Annotated in this window: 12 protein-coding genes and 1 tRNA gene; 6 read left to right on the top strand and 7 right to left on the bottom strand. The window is 71.9% G+C overall.

The window, feature by feature from the left end; genetic code table 11:
- Window positions 1-107: 107 nt before the first annotated feature.
- The 6 genes from pknB to ACZ7IF_RS15545 all read right to left on the bottom strand — a co-directional run bounded on the left by pknB (window position 108) and on the right by ACZ7IF_RS15545 (window position 8,154).
- Window positions 108-2,156, bottom strand: a complete 2,049-nt coding sequence (gene pknB, locus ACZ7IF_RS15570) for a Stk1 family PASTA domain-containing Ser/Thr kinase (RefSeq protein ID WP_470970373.1) — start codon at window positions 2,154-2,156, stop codon at window positions 108-110.
- Window positions 2,157-2,312: 156 nt separating this feature from the next.
- On the bottom strand, window positions 2,313-3,776 hold the full coding sequence (locus tag ACZ7IF_RS15565) for a peptidoglycan D,D-transpeptidase FtsI family protein (RefSeq protein WP_470970368.1): 1,464 nt from the start codon (window positions 3,774-3,776) through the stop codon (window positions 2,313-2,315).
- On the bottom strand, window positions 3,773-5,197 hold the full coding sequence (locus ACZ7IF_RS15560) for an FtsW/RodA/SpoVE family cell cycle protein (RefSeq protein WP_470970362.1): 1,425 nt from the start codon (window positions 5,195-5,197) through the stop codon (window positions 3,773-3,775). Before ACZ7IF_RS15560 ends, ACZ7IF_RS15565 begins: the two co-directional genes overlap by 4 nt.
- Window positions 5,198-5,228: 31 nt before the next feature.
- Window positions 5,229-6,695: a PP2C family protein-serine/threonine phosphatase gene (locus ACZ7IF_RS15555; RefSeq protein ID WP_470970356.1), complete on the bottom strand. Its 1,467-nt coding sequence runs from the start codon at window positions 6,693-6,695 to the stop codon at window positions 5,229-5,231.
- Window positions 6,696-6,836: 141 nt separating this feature from the next.
- Complete coding sequence (locus tag ACZ7IF_RS15550; RefSeq protein ID WP_469113861.1) at window positions 6,837-7,337, bottom strand: FHA domain-containing protein FhaB/FipA; 501 nt, start codon at window positions 7,335-7,337, stop codon at window positions 6,837-6,839.
- 10 nt (window positions 7,338-7,347) lie between these two features.
- The gene (locus tag ACZ7IF_RS15545; RefSeq protein ID WP_470970348.1) at window positions 7,348-8,154 is read right to left on the bottom strand and encodes an FhaA domain-containing protein; all 807 of its coding nucleotides are present in this window, start codon (window positions 8,152-8,154) and stop codon (window positions 7,348-7,350) included.
- Between the two features lie 293 nt (window positions 8,155-8,447).
- On the opposite strand from ACZ7IF_RS15545, the gene ACZ7IF_RS15540 reads away from it, so the two are divergent.
- From ACZ7IF_RS15540 to ACZ7IF_RS15515, 6 genes are all read left to right on the top strand, one after another.
- Window positions 8,448-8,530: transfer RNA gene (locus tag ACZ7IF_RS15540), tRNA-Leu, on the top strand.
- A gap of 132 nt (window positions 8,531-8,662) precedes the next feature.
- Window positions 8,663-10,354, top strand: a complete 1,692-nt coding sequence (locus ACZ7IF_RS15535; protein ID WP_470970342.1) for a sensor histidine kinase — start codon at window positions 8,663-8,665, stop codon at window positions 10,352-10,354.
- Between the two features lie 10 nt (window positions 10,355-10,364).
- The gene (locus tag ACZ7IF_RS15530; RefSeq protein WP_470970334.1) at window positions 10,365-11,024 is read left to right on the top strand and encodes a response regulator transcription factor; all 660 of its coding nucleotides are present in this window, start codon (window positions 10,365-10,367) and stop codon (window positions 11,022-11,024) included.
- Window positions 11,025-11,093: 69 nt separating this feature from the next.
- Window positions 11,094-12,566, top strand: a complete 1,473-nt coding sequence (locus ACZ7IF_RS15525) for a DUF2252 domain-containing protein (RefSeq protein WP_470970329.1) — start codon at window positions 11,094-11,096, stop codon at window positions 12,564-12,566.
- Between the two features lie 191 nt (window positions 12,567-12,757).
- On the top strand, window positions 12,758-13,588 hold the full coding sequence (locus ACZ7IF_RS15520) for a J domain-containing protein (protein WP_470970322.1): 831 nt from the start codon (window positions 12,758-12,760) through the stop codon (window positions 13,586-13,588).
- 66 nt (window positions 13,589-13,654) lie between these two features.
- Window positions 13,655-13,999 carry a rhodanese-like domain-containing protein gene (locus ACZ7IF_RS15515; RefSeq protein WP_470970315.1) on the top strand — a complete coding sequence of 115 codons (345 nt, stop codon included), beginning with the start codon at window positions 13,655-13,657 and terminating at the stop codon, window positions 13,997-13,999.
- A 7-nt stretch (window positions 14,000-14,006) separates the two neighbouring features.
- Here ACZ7IF_RS15515 and ACZ7IF_RS15510 read toward each other — a convergent pair whose 3' ends face one another.
- On the bottom strand, window positions 14,007-15,149 hold the full coding sequence (locus tag ACZ7IF_RS15510; RefSeq protein WP_470970310.1) for an acyl-CoA dehydrogenase family protein: 1,143 nt from the start codon (window positions 15,147-15,149) through the stop codon (window positions 14,007-14,009).
- Between the last annotated feature and the right edge of the window lie 107 nt (window positions 15,150-15,256).

Below are 15,256 nucleotides of genomic sequence, written 5' to 3'. Positions count from 1 at the left end.
AACACCCCCCCCCCCTCTCCCCTCCCCCCCCCCCCCCCCCCCCCCCCCCCCCCCCCCCCCCCCCCCCCCCCCCCCCCCCCCCCGGGCCCGTTTTCCCGTACTGCCGACTAGCGGCGGTTGCCGCCGGTGAGGCCGCCGAACCAGCCTCCGCCCTGCTGGCCGCCGTCCTGCGGCTGGTTGGGATTGGCCATCGTCCGGACGTTGACGACCGTGCCCGCCGGGACCGGCTGTGCGACAGCGGGCTCGGAGGTCATGATCACGGCGTTGTCGTCCGTCGGCCCGCCCAGGACCGCCCCGAAGGTCAGGTTGGCCTGCTTGAGGGTGTTCTTGGCCTGGGCCACGGTCTGGCCGGCCAGCTGCGGGACCACGGTCGGCGCCGCGGAGCCCTTGGCGATGCTGACGTTGACCGGGGTGTCCTTGGGGAGCTGCGTCCCGGCCTCGTACTGCTGCGCGACGATCGTCTTCGGCGTGGCCCCGGGCTGGTCGACCTCCGTGGTGCTGCCGAGCTTCAGCTTGGCGTCCTGCAGGGCCTTGACCGCCGCTTCCTTCGTCAGGCCCTTGAGCTCCGGTACGAGGCCCTTCGCGACCTCCTTGGCGACCTGGAGGGTGATCACCGAACCCTGCTCGGCCTGGCTGCCGCTCTTGGGGTTCTGCTCCAGCACGGTGCCGGGGGCGGCGGTGTCGGACTCGACGAGCTTCTTCTCGACCTGGAACTTCTTCGACTTCAGGCTCGACTCGGCGTCCTCGAACTTCAGCCGCGTGACGTCGGGGACCGCGACCTTGGGGGCGCCCGAGGACACCTTGACCTTGACCGTGAAGCCCTTGTCGACCTTGGTGTCGGGTGCCGGGTTCTGCGAGCAGACGTTGCCCTTGGGCTGGTCCTCGCAGGGCTCCTCGGCCTCCTTCTCCAAGCCGAGGCCCATGTTCTTGGCGCTGCTCTGCGCCTGCTCGAAGGTCTGGCCGACGAACTTGGGCACGGCGGGGCGGTTGTCCGCGGTGCTGTTGAAGAGGGTCTTGCCGATCAGGATCGCGCCGACCAGGACGAGGACGGCGGCGACCGCCAGCAGGATCGTCGAGGCGCGGCTCTTCTTCTGCTGGCGGCGGCCGTGACCCTGGTCGTAGCCGCCGTGGCCCTGGTTGTCGTACCCGTAGTTGCCGTCGCCGCCCCCGGGGGGCATCGGCGGCATCATCGAGGTCTGTCCGGCGTCCGTGGAGCGCAGGGCGGTGGTGGGCTGGTCGTAGCCCTGGTGTCCGTAGCCGCCCTGGTCGGGGTAGCCGTAGCCGGCGGCGCCCATGGCGGCGGTCGCGGCGACGGGCTGGCCTTCGAGGCAGGCCTCGATGTCGGCCCGCATCTCGTCCGCGGACTGGTAGCGGTAGTCGGGGTCCTTGACCAGGGCCTTGAGGACGATGGCGTCCATCACGGGCGTGATCTCGGGGTCGAAGTTCGACGGGGGCTGGGGCTCCTCGCGCACGTGCTGGTACGCGACGGCCACGGGGGAGTCGCCGACGAACGGGGGACGGACGCACAGCAGCTCGTAGAGCAGGCAGCCCGCGGAGTAGAGGTCGGAGCGCGCGTCGACCTGCTCGCCCTTGGCCTGCTCCGGGGAGAGGTACTGGGCGGTGCCGATCACGGCGGCCGTCTGCGTCATGGTCATGCCGGAGTCGCCCATGGCCCGGGCGATGCCGAAGTCCATGACCTTGACCTGGCCCGTCCGGGTGAGCATCACGTTGGCGGGCTTGATGTCGCGGTGGACGATGCCGGCGCGGTGCGAGTACTCCAGGGCCTGGAGGATGCCGATGCACATTTCGAGGGTGCGCTCGGGGAGCAGCTTGCGGCCCGAGTGCAGCAGCTCGCGCAGGGTCGAGCCGTCGACGTACTCCATCACGATGTACGGGATGGAGATGTTGTCGACGTAGTCCTCGCCGGTGTCGTAGACGGCGACGATCGCCGGGTGGTTCAGCGAGGCGGCCGACTGGGCCTCGCGGCGGAACCGGGCCTGGAAGGACGGGTCACGGGCGAGGTCGGCACGCAGGGTCTTGACGGCTACGGTACGGCCGAGCCGGGTGTCGTGGCCGAGGTAGACCTCGGCCATGCCACCACGGCCGAGCACGTGGCTCAGCTCGTACCGGCCGCCGAGGCGACGCGGCTCTTCCATAACGTTCCAGCCCTCTCCGTCAGTCCCGACCGCACCGGTGTGTGGTCCGGCGGTGTGCTGTTCGCGGCAAGGCTACCGGCCGATCGTCGGTGATCGGTTCGTGACCACAGGCTGATATCGGACCGGTACCGAGCGCTCGGATCCTGTCTCCGGTTCTCATCCCTTGTTCTTCAGGACGGCTTCCATGACGGCCTTCGCGACCGGCGCGGCCAGGCCGCCACCGCTGATGTCCTCGCGGTCGGCGGCGCTGTCCTCGATGACGACGGCCACGGCGACGGGCGAGCTGCCGTCGGGGAGCTCGGCGTAGGAGATGAACCAGGCGTAGGGGCGCTTGGCGTTCTTCTCGCCGTGCTGGGCGGTACCGGTCTTGCCTCCTACCTTGACGCCGTTGATCTGGGCCTTGGTTCCCGTGCCCTTCTCGACGACGTTGACCATCATCTGCTGGACCTTCTGCGCGTTCGCCGCGCTGAGGGGCCGGCTCATCTCGGAGGGCTCGTGCTTCTCGATCGTGTCGAGGCCGGGCGCGGTGAGCTGGTCGACCATGTACGGCTTCATCAGCTTGCCGTCGTTGGCGATGGCGGCGGTGACCATGGCCATCTGGAGCGGGGTGGCCGCGGTGTTGAACTGGCCGATGGAGCTCTGCGCGTTGCCGTCGCGGCCCATGGTCTTGTCGTAGACGCTGGCGAAGGCGCGGACCGGGGTGTCGATCTTGTCGTTGTTGAAGCCGAACTTCTGGGCCGTCTCGACCATCTTGTCGCGGCCGACCTTGTCGCCCAGGTTCGCGAAGACCGAGTTGCAGGAGACCTTGAGCGCGTCGTTCAGGCTCGCCTTCTCGCAGCCGGAGGCGTGGTTGACCATCGGGGTCTTCGTGCCGGGCAGGATGTACGGCTCGGGGGTGTCCGTCGGCGCGTTGATGTCGCCGACCACGCCGTTCTCCAGCGCGGCGGCGGCCGTGACCACCTTGAAGGTGGAGCCCGGCGGGTACGTCTCGCGCAGGGCGCGGTTGACGAGCCGCTTGTCCTCGGAGTCCTTCAGCTCGACCCAGGCCTTCTCGTCGGCCTTGGAGTTGCCGGCGAAGGTGGACGGGTCGTACGAGGGGGTGCTGACCAGGGCCAGGATGGCGCCCGTGCGCGGGTCGATCGCCGCGACCGCGCCCTTCTTGCTGCCGAGCTGGTCGAAGGCGGCCTTCTGGGCGGCGGCGTTCAGGGTGGTGATGACGTTGCCGCCCCGCTTCTTCTCCCCGGTGAACATGCCGATGGTGCGGTCGAAGAAGAGCCGGTCGTCGTTGCCGGTGAGGATGCCGTCGTCCAGGGACTCCAGCTGGGTGGAGCCGAAGGCCTGCGAGGCGTAGCCGGTGACGGGCGCCCACAGGGGGCCGTCGAGGTAGGTCCGCTTGAACTTGTAGTCGCTGCCGGCGGTGACGGCGGACCCGGTGATCGGCTGGCCCTGGACGATGATGTTGCCGCGTTCGGTGGCGTACTGGGCGATCTGGACCCGGCGGTTCTCCTTGCGCGTGCTGAGGTCCTCGGCCTGGACGTACTGCAGCCAGTTGGTCCGGATCAGCAGGGCGAGGACGAGCAGCCCGCAGAACAGCGAGATGCGGCGCAGGGGCTTGTTCATGACGGGCGGACCACCTGGGTCATCTCGGAGTCGGGGGACGGGGCGGGGGCCGGGGCAGGTCGGCGTGCGGTGTCGCTGATCCGGATGAGGATGGCGATGAGGACCCAGTTCGCCAGGACGGAGGAACCGCCGGAGGCGAGGAAGGGCATGGTCATGCCGGTGAGGGGGATGAGGCCCATGACTCCGCCGGCGACGACGAAGATCTGCAGGGCGAAGGCGCCGGAGAGTCCGATGGCGAACAGCTTGCCGAAGGGGTCGCGCGCGGCGAGGGCGGTGCGGACGCCCCGCTCGATGATCAGGCCGTAGAGCAGGAGGAAGGCCATGACGCCGGTCAGGCCGAGCTCCTCGCCGACGGTGGAGAAGATGAAGTCGGAGTTGGCGGCGAAGCCGATCAGGTCCGAGTTGCCCTGGCCCCAGCCGGTGCCGAGCACCCCGCCGGAACCGAAGCTCATGATCGACTGGCCGACCTGCTCGCAGGCGCCGGACGTGGAGTAGCAGGCGAAGGGGTCGAGCCAGGCGGTGACACGGGCCTTGACGTGGCTGGCCGTGGCGCCGACGACGGTGGCACCGCCGACCGACATGAGCAGGCCGATGACGATCCAGCTGGTCCGCTCGGTGGCCACGTACAGCATGATCACGAACATGCCGAAGAAGAGCAGCGAGGTGCCGAGGTCGTTCTCGAAGACGAGGACGAGCAGGCTCATCGCCCAGATCATCAGGATCGGGCCGAGGTCGCGGCCGCGCGGCAGGTAGAGGCCCATGAAGCGGCGGCTGGCCAGGGCCAGCGCGTCGCGCTTCACCATCAGGTAGCCGGCGAAGAAGATCGCGATGACGATCTTCGCGAACTCACCCGGCTGGATCGAGAAGCCGCCGACGCTGATCCAGATCTTGGCGCCGAAGACGTCCGCGCCCAGACCCGGGATGACGGGCAGGATCAGCAGGACGAGGGCACCGGCCATGGAGATGTACGTGAACCGCTGGAGCACGCGGTGGTCCTTGAGGACCAGCAGGACGACGGCGAACAGGGCGAGCGCGAGCCCCGTGTACATCATCTGGCGCGGGGCGGACTCCGAGAAGGTGCCGAAGCTGCGCTTGGCGAGGTTCTGAAGCCGCTCCGACTGGTCGAGCCGCCAGATCAGGACGACGCCGAGGCCGTTGAGCAGCGTCGCGATCGGCAGCAGCAGCGGGTCGGCGTACTTGGCGTACCGGCGTACGACGAGGTGGCCGACGCCCGCGAGGACGGCGAAGCCGAGCCCGTAGAGCAGCATGCCCGGGGGCAGCTCGCCGTGGATCGAAAGGCCCACGTTGGCGTAGGCGAAGATCGGGATGACCACGGCGAAGGCGAGCAGCAGGAGCTCGGTGTTCCGTCGGCTCGGCGCCTCGATGGCGCCGATGGTGGTCGTGTTGGTGACAACGCTCATGGTGTGGCAGGCCCCCTGTGCCCGCGTATGTCTACTGCTTTTCGCACTGGCCGACGACAGCCTGCTCCGCGGGAGTCAGGCTGGGGCCGGGCGTCTGGTTGCCCTGGGCTTCGGAAGCGCGGCGGGCCTCGTCCTGCTTGCAGGCGGAGACCTGGACCCCGAGTTCCTCGATCTTCTTGCGCGCACCGTCGAGGCTGCTCTCGCTGATCGTGGACTCGACCTGCTTGCGCTTGAAGGGCGGGAGGTACTTCAGTTCGATCTCGGGGTGATCCGTCTCCACCTCCGAGAGGTGGATCCAGGCCAGGTTCTGGCTGAGGCCGCGGTACAGCGCGACATGGTCACCCTTGACGCCGACGTAGTACTGGGTCTGCGTCCACCGGTGCGCCGCGTACAGGCCGCCGCCGACGACGCCGGCCACGAGCAGCAGGATCAGCGTGCGCACGGTCCACTTGCGCCCTTTGCTGCGCCGCTTGCGCGGGTGGTCGTACGTGTCCTCGTACTGGCCGTCGGCGTCGTAGGCGTCGTGGGCCTGAGGTGCGCCGAAGCTGCCCTGTGCGCCGCCCTGGCTCTGGTCGGGGTATCCGTAGCCGGGGGCTTCGCCGCTGCCGGGAGGGCCGAAGGCGCCTGCGGGCGGCGGGGCCTGGCGGCCGAGCCCGGAGGCGCGGCCGGCCGGGGTCTGCATGGCGTTGCCGTCGAAGAGCTGGTGCTGGTTCTCGGCGACCGCGCCGACGACGACCGGGGTGTCGTTCAGCTGGGCGGCCATGGTGTCGCCGCTGTCGGTGTCGAGGACGTCCGCGACGATGCAGGTGATGTTGTCCGGGCCGCCGCCGCGCAGGGCGAGCTGGATCAGGGACTGCACGGTCTCGTGCGGGCCGTGGTAGTCGGCGAGGGTCTCTTCCAGGGTCTGGTGGGAGACCACGCCGGACAGGCCGTCGGAGCAGATCAGATAGCGGTCGCCGGCCCGGACCTCACGGATGGAGAGGTCGGGCTCCACGACGTCGCCGCTGCCGAGCGCCCGCATGAGGAGGGAGCGCTGCGGATGGGTGGTCGCCTCCTCCTCGGTGATCCGGCCCTCGTCGACGAGGCGCTGCACCCAGGTGTGGTCCTGGGTGATCTGCGTGAGGACGCCGTCGCGGAGCAGGTAGGCGCGCGAGTCGCCGACGTGCACGAGACCGAGGCGCTGGCCGGTCCACAGCAGGGCGGTGAGCGTGGTGCCCATGCCTTCGAGCTGGGAGTCGTCCTCGACCATCACGCGCAGCTGGTCGTTGGCGCGCTGCACGGCGACGCCGAGGGCGGTGAGGATGTCGGAGCCCGGGACGTCGTCGTCGAGCTGGACGAGCGAGGAGATGACCTCGGAGCTGGCGACCTCGCCGGCTGCCTGGCCGCCCATGCCGTCGGCGACGGCGAGGAGCCGGGGACCGGCGTAGCCGGAGTCCTCGTTGCCCTCGCGGATCATCCCCTTGTGCGATCCGGCGGCGAAACGCAGGGACAGACTCATGCGCACCTGCCCTGAAGACGCCTCGGGGTACAACCGGTCTCGAGCCACACTGCCCACCCTCCGGTCGGGAGCGCGCTCGGGTCCCTGTCCCCGGTGGGACGGACCGCCGCGGCTCGCTCGCTCCGCTCGCTCATTCTCGTACTACTTCCGCAGCTCGATGACGGTCTTGCCGATGCGGATCGGGGCGCCCGGCGGAATGGGCGTCGGGGTGGTCAGCCGGGTCCGGTCGAGGTACGTGCCGTTCGTGGACCCGAGATCCTCGACGATCCACTGGCCGTCACGGTCGGGGTAGATCCTGGCATGCCTGCTGGAGGCGTAGTCGTCGTCCAGCACGATCGTGGAGTCGTGGGCGCGGCCCAGCGTGATCGTCTGGCCGGCGAGGGCCACCGTGGTGCCCGTGAGGGTGCCCTCGGAGACGACGAGCTTGGTCGGCGCGCCCCGGCGCTGGCGCTGCTGGGGCGGCGCGGCCTGCCGCCCCGCCTGCTGCGGGGCGCCGGCGGCGGCTCCGCCGCGGCGTGAGCCGCGCTGCGTGACTCGCGTACCGAAGAGGTCGCTGCGGATGACCTGAACGGCCACGATGACGAACAGCCACAGAACGGCCAGGAAACCCAACCGCATGACCGTCAGGGTCAGCTCTGACATTGCCCCCGCTTCACCCTTCGGCTTGCCGGTAAATGATGGTGGTGCTGCCCACGACGATCCGCGAGCCGTCGCGGAGCGTAGCGCGGGTGGTGTGCTGCCCGTCCACCACGATGCCGTTGGTGGACCCGAGATCCTGGATCGTCGGGGGTGTTCCGGTCCGGATCTCACAGTGCCGGCGGGACACGCCGGGGTCGTCGATCCGCACATCGGCCTCGGTGCTGCGGCCGAGTACGAGCGTCGGGCGCGAGATCTGGTGGCGGGTGCCGTTGATCTCGATCCAGCGGCGCATGGCCCCCGGGGCACCGGGAGCCGCCGGCGCGGCGCCGGGGCGCGCGCCGGATCCGCCCGCAGGCGGGCCCGGGGGCATGGGCGGGGCGCCGACCGGCGGGTAGCCGTATCCGCCCTGCTGGCCCTGGGCGGCCTGAGGGGAGTCCTGGGAGGTGCTGGAGGCGAGGGTGCGACTGCGGACCCGGTAGAGGCCGGTGTCCAGGTCGTCCGCCTTCTCCAGGTGCACCTTGATGGGGCCCATGAAGCTGTAGCGCTGCTGCTTGGCGTAATCGCGTACGAGGCCCGCGAGTTCGTCGCCGAGCTGACCGGAGTAGGGGCTCAGGCGCTCGTAGTCGCCCGCGCTGAGCTCCACGATGAAGTCGTTGGGCACGACGGTCCGCTCGCGGTTCCAGATCGTGGCGTTGTTGTCGCACTCGCGCTGGAGGGCGCCGGCGATCTCCACCGGCTGGACCTCGGACTTGAACACCTTGGCGAAGGTGCCGTTCACCAGACCTTCGAGACGCTGCTCGAAACGCTTCAGGACTCCCATGGGGCACCTCCTCCGTCGTTGTCGCCCTGTACTGCTTACTGATCGTATCCACGCGTGGCGGATTCGGCTGGTTCCCCTTCGGTCCTGCGCGCAGGAGTGTTGGTGCTCACAAGGGATCGTAGGGGTGCGCCAGGGACAGTGTCCCGCACCCGGAGGGGACAGTGGGAGGGGCCGTCCCGGTCGTCGTGAGGGGGGCCGCGGAAAGCGATTTCAATCAGGCCCGTCCGACGTGTTAATGTTTCGACGTCGCCAGGGGAACGGCCCGCAAGGGAAGAACCACTGGGACGCTGCTCGGGCGAGTGGCGGAACGGCAGACGCGCTGGCTTCAGGTGCCAGTGTCCTTCGGGACGTGGGGGTTCAAATCCCCCCTCGCCCACATCGGGGAAGCCCCGATCCGGACTCCGGATCGGGGCTTCTCGCATGTCCGGCCCCCCGTACGACTTTCGTCGTGCGGAACGCGACGAAAGAAGACGGCCGGCGGCACGGGCCGGTGTCTAGGGTCGGGCGTGTGGATGCCAAGGCGAGGACGCGTGCGGGCTGGGACTGGCTGAAGGGGCCGGAGCCCTGGTCGGGGCGGATGCTGGCCGCGGACCTGACGAGCGCCGCGGTGCTGGCGCTGCTCGGTGTCGGCGTGGACGAACTGAGCAACAGCTCCGTACTGAAGACGGTGCTCGGGGTCGTGGCCGTGGTGTCGCTGATGCTGCTGCGCCGGAGGCTCCCGGCGGCCACGCTGGTGGTGGGCTCGGCGGCCAGTGCGCTGCTGCCCGGGGTGTTCCTCGTGACGGTCGTGCTGGGCTGGTCCGCGGGCCGCCGGATCGTCGGCGTGGGCCGGGCGCTCGGCGCGTTCCTGCTGGCCTTCCTCGCGGTGGTCGGCATCACCCTGGTCGACCAGTGGACGCAGATGCGGCCGCTGCTGGTGGCCGTCTTCTCCACCCTGCTCTTCCTCGCGGCGACCGTCATGCCGGGCCTGGCCAGCCGCTACTGGCACCAGCGCCGGACCCTGCTGGGCGCCCTCCAGGAGCGCAACGACCAGCTGGTGCGCGAGCGGACCATGGTCGCCGGGCAGGCCAGGCTGCGGGAACGGCAGCGGATCGCCCAGGACATGCACGACAGCCTGGGCCACCAGCTGGCGCTGATCTCGGTGCACACGGGGGCGCTGGAGGTGGACCCCGCGCTGACCGACCGCCAGCGCGAGGCGGTGGGGGTGCTGCGGCAGGCCTCGGTGGCGGCCATGCACGAGCTGCGCGAGGTCGTCGGGATCCTGCGCGACGGAGTCGAGGCGCCCGCGCCGGTGGAGGAGGCGCAGCCGGCCGCGCGGGGGGTGGCCGGGATCGCCGGGATCGTGGAGGCCGCGCGGGCCGCGGGGACCGACGTACGGCTGGGCACGGCGGGGCGGCCGCGGCCGCTGGTCGCGGCCTGCGACCACGCGGCGTACCGGATCGTGCAGGAGGCGCTGACCAACGCCTACAAGCACGCTCCGGGGTCGCCGATCAGTGTGGAGCTGCGCTACGAGGACGACTCGCTGGTGGTGGAGATCGCCAACGGTCCGGCGACCGGCCGGGGTCCGGGCGAGGTCGTGTCGGGCGGGCAGGGGCTGACCGGGCTGCGGGAGCGGGCCCGGCTGGTCGGCGGCATGGTGCACGCGGGGTCGACCGAGGACGGCGGGTTCCGGGTGGCGGGCGTGCTGCCGTACGGGACGGAGCCGGCCGGGCTCGTCGAGGACGTGGCCGACGACTTCGGACAGCGTTCGCAGGCCCGGGGGCTGGCGCTGAAGGACGCGCCGCCGCTGGACTGGGCCGCGCTGGACCGCGAGCTGTCGGTGCCGGTGCGCACCCGGACCGGGGGCGTGGCGATGGGCTGCGGGATCGCGGTCGCCGCGCTGGTGCTGCTGATCATCGTGATGGGGGCCGCGGTGGTGATGCTGGTCGGCTCCGCGAACAAGGCGATGATCAGCAGGGAGGAGTACGACGCGGTCCACGTGGGCGAGACCGAGGAGTCGGTGCGGGGGCGGCTGCCGAACGGGGAGAGCATGCTGACGGCGGGGATGGACCGCAAGGGCCCGCCGCGGCCGGAGGGCTCGGACTGCCTGGCGCTGCTCTCCAGCGCCACCTCGGAGTGGTCCGAAGACGACACCGTTTTCCGGTTCTGCTTCAAGGACGGCAAGCTCGTCGACAAGCAGGCGTACGAGGTCAAGCAGTAGGAGCGTGCGGGTGACAGCCAAGGTGATCAGAGTGGTGATCGCTGACGACGAGCCGCTGATCCGGGCGGGGATCAGGATGATCCTGACCTCTGCGCCGGACATCGAGGTCGTCGCCGAGGGGGCCAACGGCCGGGAGGCGGTCGAGCTGGCCCTGTCGCACGCCCCGGACGTGGTGCTGCTGGACATCCAGATGCCGGTGATGGACGGGCTGACGGCGCTGGGCGAGCTGGGGCGGGCCGTGCCGGCGGTGCGGGCGCTGATCCTGACCACCTTCGGGGAGAAGGAGAACGTGCTGCGGGCGCTGAGCCAGGGCGGCGCGGGCTTCCTGCTGAAGGACTCGGCGCCCGGTGAGCTGATCGGTGCCGTCCGCGCGGCCGCGGCCGGGGACGCGTACCTCTCGCCCGGGGCGACCCGGCACGTGGTGGACCAGCTGGCCACGGGGCCGGCCGCGGGGCGCGGCGAGGAGGCCCGGCGGCGGGTCGCGGAGCTGAGCGAGCGGGAGCGCGGTGTGCTGGCGCTGCTGGGGGAGGGCTTGTCCAATGCGGACGCCGGGCGCAGGCTCCACATGAGCGAGGCGACGGTGAAGACGTACGTGAGCCGGATCCTGGCGAAGCTGGGGTGCGAGAACCGGGTTCAGGCGGCCCTGCTGGCCAGGGACGCCGGGCTCTAGGTACGGTCTGGCCGGACTTGATCGGCCACGAGGTGGCCGGCGTGGCGCGAACAGGGCGGGGCAGCGCGGATGGTGGCGATACCGGAGCAGTACGCGGCGGCGGGTGTGGTGGCCGAAGCGTCGGGCGTGTCGGCGGACTCGGCCGCGGGGTGGGACGGCGGGCGGATCCCGCGCGTCGCGGGCTTCGCGCCGCGGAGCGTGACGGGTTCGCCCAGGGCGGCGGGGAGGGCGCTGCGGCTGCGCGTGCCGCGTGCGGCCCACGCGCGGTTCGAGGCGCCCGCCGGGCGTCCGGACGCGGTGCGCGCGGTGGAGGAGTCCAACGTGGGGCGGGTCGCCGAGCTGACCCCGATACGGGTGGGCCGGATGGCCGCGAACCCCTTCGCCTTCCTGCGCGGGGCGGCCGGGCTGATGGCGCACGACCTGTCCGGCGGTCCGGTGACCGGCGTGGGCGCGCAGATCTGCGGTGACGCCCACGCGGCCAACTTCGGCCTGTACGGGGACGCGCGCGGCCGGCTGGTGATCGACCTGAACGACTTCGACGAGACCGTCTTCGGTCCGTGGGAGTGGGACGTGAAGCGGCTGGCGACCTCCCTGATACTCGCCGGGCGGGTGGCGGGCGCCGACGAGGACACCTGCCTGGCGGCGGCGCGGGACGCGGTGGGCGCCTACCGGCGCACCATGCGGCTGCTGGCGAAGCTCCCCGCGCTCGACGCGTGGAACGCGATCGCGGACGAGGAGCTGGTCTCCCACACCGACGCCCGGGACCTGCTGGGCACGCTGGAGCGGGTCTCGGAGAAGGCCCGCAACAACACCTCCGCCCGGTTCGCCGCCAAGTCGACCGAGGTCCTCGCGAACGGCAGCCGGCGCTTCGTGGACGCGCTGCCGGTGCTGCGGCGGGTCGGGGACGGGGAGGCCGCGGCCGTGGCCGCCTCGCTGGGCCCGTACCTGGCGACCCTGTCGGGGGACCGGCTGCCGCTGCTGGCCCGGTACTCGATCCACGACGTGGCCTTCCGCGTCGTCGGTACCGGCAGCGTGGGCACCCGCTCCTACGTGGTGCTGCTGCTGGACCACCGGGGCGAGCCGCTGGTGCTCCAGGTGAAGGAGGCGCGGCCGTCGGTGCTGCTGCCGCACCTGCCCGGGCTGGGCTTCCACGCGCCGGAGGAGGAGCACGAGGGCCGCCGGGTGGTGGCCGGGCAGAAGCGGATGCAGGTGGTCTCCGACATCCTGCTGGGCTGGACCACCGTCGAGGGGCGCCCCTACCAGGTCCGGCAGTTCCGCAACCGCAAGGGCAGCGTGGACCCGGCGGCGCTGGCCGTGGACCAGATCGACGACTACGGCCGGATGACCGGTGCCCTGCTGGCCCGGGCGCACGCGCACAGCGCCGATCCGCGGCTGCTCGCGGGGTACTGCGGCAAGAACGAGGAGCTGGACGAGGCGATGGCCGCCTTCGCCGTGGCCTACGCCGACCGGAGCGAGGCCGATCACGCGGATCTGGTGGCGGCGGTGCGCTCGGGACGTGTCGCGGCGGAGTCCGGGGTCTGAGCGGCCGGTCCGGCGGGGCCCGGCGGGGCCCGGCGGGGCCCGGCGGCGGGGCGGGGCCGGCGAGGCCCGGCGGCGGGGCGGGGCCGGCCGGGCCACGTTTCACGTGAAACATCCCCTGCGTTTCACCGGTGGCACCTCCCAGCGGTGGCCGGGGGAGAAACGTGGCCCGGGGCGGGCCGTAGGCTGGCCGGGTGAGCGAGCAGACCGAACACACCGCCCCCGAAGAGTCCGCCGTCCCCGGTGACGAGCGGCCCGAGGCGCGGCTGGAGCGCGCCGTGCGGGCCGCCGAGCAGGCGCTGATCGAGTTCGAGATCGCCGTGGAGACCTTCCGGGTGGAGGTCGAGAACTTCTCCCGGCTGCACCACCAGAAGCTCGGCCCGATGTACTCGCGCCTCGACGAGCTGGACGCGCTGATCGCGGAGGCGAAGGCGGCCCGCACCGGCGATCCCGAGGACCTGCGGCGGGCCCGGGAGGCCCGCGCGCTGGTCATGCCGATGCCCGGGGTGGAGGAGCTGTTCCACGACTGGCTGGGCTCGGACGGGATCTCCGACGACGCCGCCGCGATGCTCACCGACCGGTCGGTGCAGCCGCCGCAGCGGGTGCGGCCCACCGAGGAGGTGCGGCGCCTGTACCGCGAGCTGGTCCGCAAGGCCCATCCCGACCTGGCGCAGGACGATGCGGAGCGCACGCGCCGCGACGCCTTCATCGCCCGGGTCAACGCCGCCTACGGGCGTGGTGAGGAGCGGCTGCTGCGCGAGCTGGCCGAGGAGTGGGAGGCCGGCCCGGCGCCCGAGGAGGTCCGGCCGAGCGAGAGCGAGGAGCTGTACGCCCGGCTGGAGTGGCTGGCCCAGCGCAAGGAGCTGCTCTCACTGGTGGCGAAGGAGCTGGAGGACAGCGCGATCGGAGCCATGCTGCGGATGGCTCCGGACGACCCGGACCGGCTGCTGGAGGAGATCGCGGAGCAGCTGCTGGCGCAGGTCTCCGAGCGCGAGGCGGAGCTGGCGTCGTACAGCGCCGGTTGAGCCCGGCCCGGCCGGGGCTTCGGATAGGTTGGCAGACCAGATCCGTGAAGAGAGAAGGCGACTTTTATGAACCTCGGACCCCTTCCCTCGGTGGACGCCGCCGCGGTGCCCGCCGAAGGCTTCGTCCTCGACGTCCGTGAGGACGACGAATGGGCGGCCGGGCACGTCGAGGGTGCGCTGCACGTCCCGATGAGCGACTTCGTGGCGCGCTTCGGCGAGGTCACGGAGGCGGTCGCGGACGGCCGTACCGCCTACGTGATGTGCCGGGTGGGCGGCCGTAGCGCGCAGGTCACCCAGTACCTGGTGCGCCAGGGCATCGAGGCCGTGAACGTCGACGGCGGGATGCAGGCGTGGGACCGTGCCGGGCGCCCGATGGTGGCGGACAGCGGGAACCCGGCCTTCGTGCTCTAGTCGCCGTTCAGGCCAGCGGGTGGGCGGCCAGCAGGTCGCCCAGGGCCTCCTCGTGCGCGGCGGCCGGGCCGAGCTGGAGCTCCAGCTGCTTGGCCCAGGCGTGGTAGCGGTGCAGCGGGTAGTCGGTGTCGGCGCCGAAGCCGCCGTGCAGGTGCTGGGCGGTCTGCACGACACGGCGTACGCCCTCGGAGGCCCAGATCTTGGCGACGGCGACGTCCCCGGCGCTGGGCAGCGGGCCGCCCGCCCCGCCGGTCGCGGCGTCGAGCCGCCAGGCGGCCTGCCAGAGGGTGGCCTCCATGGCGCGCAGGTCGATGTAGCGGTCGGCGGCCTGCACCGCGACGGCCTGGAAGGTGGCCACGGGGAAGCCGAACTGCTCCCGCTTGCCGGTGTACTGGCTGGTCATGGTGAGGGCGGCCTCGCCGAGGCCGAGTGCGAGGGCGCAGGTGCCGGTGGCCAGGAGCTGGTGGAGCCGGTCCCAGGCGCCGGGGGCGTCGATCACGTGGGTGGCGGGCGCCCGTACCGCGTCGAGGGTGAGTTCGGCGAGCCGCTCGCCGCTGGTGGAGCACTGGTCGGCGAGCGTGAGCCCCGGGGTGACGCGGGGCAGGAGCGCGAGGACGGCCTCGCCCCCGCCGCTGTGGGCGGGGACCGCGATCCAGTCGCAGCCGTGGGCCCACGCCACGGAGGTTTGCACCCCGTCCAGGAGCCAGTCCGCGCCCTCGCGGCGTGCGGTGACGGCGAGTTCGGCGGGGTCGTGGCCGGTCCGGCCGTGCGCCGCCGCGGTGAGGACGAGCGTGCCGTTCCCGGCGCCGGGCAGCAGGGCGGCGGCCAGCTCGGGGCTGCCGTGGGCCTGGACGGCCATGGCGGTGGCGCAGTGCTCCAGCAGGGGCACCCGGGCCAGTACCCTCGCCGCTTCGCGCAGCACGAGGCACAGGGCGATGGCGTCGAGGCCGGCCCCGCCGTGCTCCTCGGCGAGGACGAGGCCCAGCAGGTCGGAGCCGGCGAGCCTGGCCCACAGCGGCCGGTCGAAGTCGTCCGCGACGGCCCCGGGCGTGAGCGCGGGGCTGGGGACGCCGTCGGGGACGACGCCGGCGAAGACGGCCCGGGCGGCCTCGACGGCGGCCTGCTGTTCCTCGGTGAAGGTGAAGTCCACTGCCTGTCCTCCTGCGCGCACCGGATACGCCCTGATCTGACGGTGCGTCAAGATAGAGCAGCCTGCGGCAATTGGACAGGCCCCGGACACGCCGGACGCCCCACGGG

This window comes from Streptomyces sp. NPDC037421, assembly GCF_055602105.1.
The sequence above is the reverse complement of the archived record's forward strand: the minus strand, read 5'-3'. Positions and strand labels throughout refer to the sequence as shown.

Bases quoted from the DNA above. Each gene is read 5' to 3' on its own strand.
- pknB (WP_470970373.1), bottom strand. From the start codon at position 2,156: ATGGAAGAGCCGCGTCGCCTCGGCGGCCGGTACGAGCTGAGCCACGTG.
- ACZ7IF_RS15565 (WP_470970368.1), bottom strand. From the start codon at position 3,776: ATGAACAAGCCCCTGCGCCGCATCTCGCTGTTCTGCGGGCTGCTCGTC.
- ACZ7IF_RS15560 (WP_470970362.1), bottom strand. From the start codon at position 5,197: ATGAGCGTTGTCACCAACACGACCACCATCGGCGCCATCGAGGCGCCG.
- ACZ7IF_RS15555 (WP_470970356.1), bottom strand. From the start codon at position 6,695: ATGAGTCTGTCCCTGCGTTTCGCCGCCGGATCGCACAAGGGGATGATC.
- ACZ7IF_RS15550 (WP_469113861.1), bottom strand. From the start codon at position 7,337: ATGTCAGAGCTGACCCTGACGGTCATGCGGTTGGGTTTCCTGGCCGTT.
- ACZ7IF_RS15545 (WP_470970348.1), bottom strand. From the start codon at position 8,154: ATGGGAGTCCTGAAGCGTTTCGAGCAGCGTCTCGAAGGTCTGGTGAAC.
- ACZ7IF_RS15525 (WP_470970329.1), top strand. From the start codon at position 11,094: ATGGTGGCGATACCGGAGCAGTACGCGGCGGCGGGTGTGGTGGCCGAA.
- ACZ7IF_RS15515 (WP_470970315.1), top strand. From the start codon at position 13,655: ATGAACCTCGGACCCCTTCCCTCGGTGGACGCCGCCGCGGTGCCCGCC.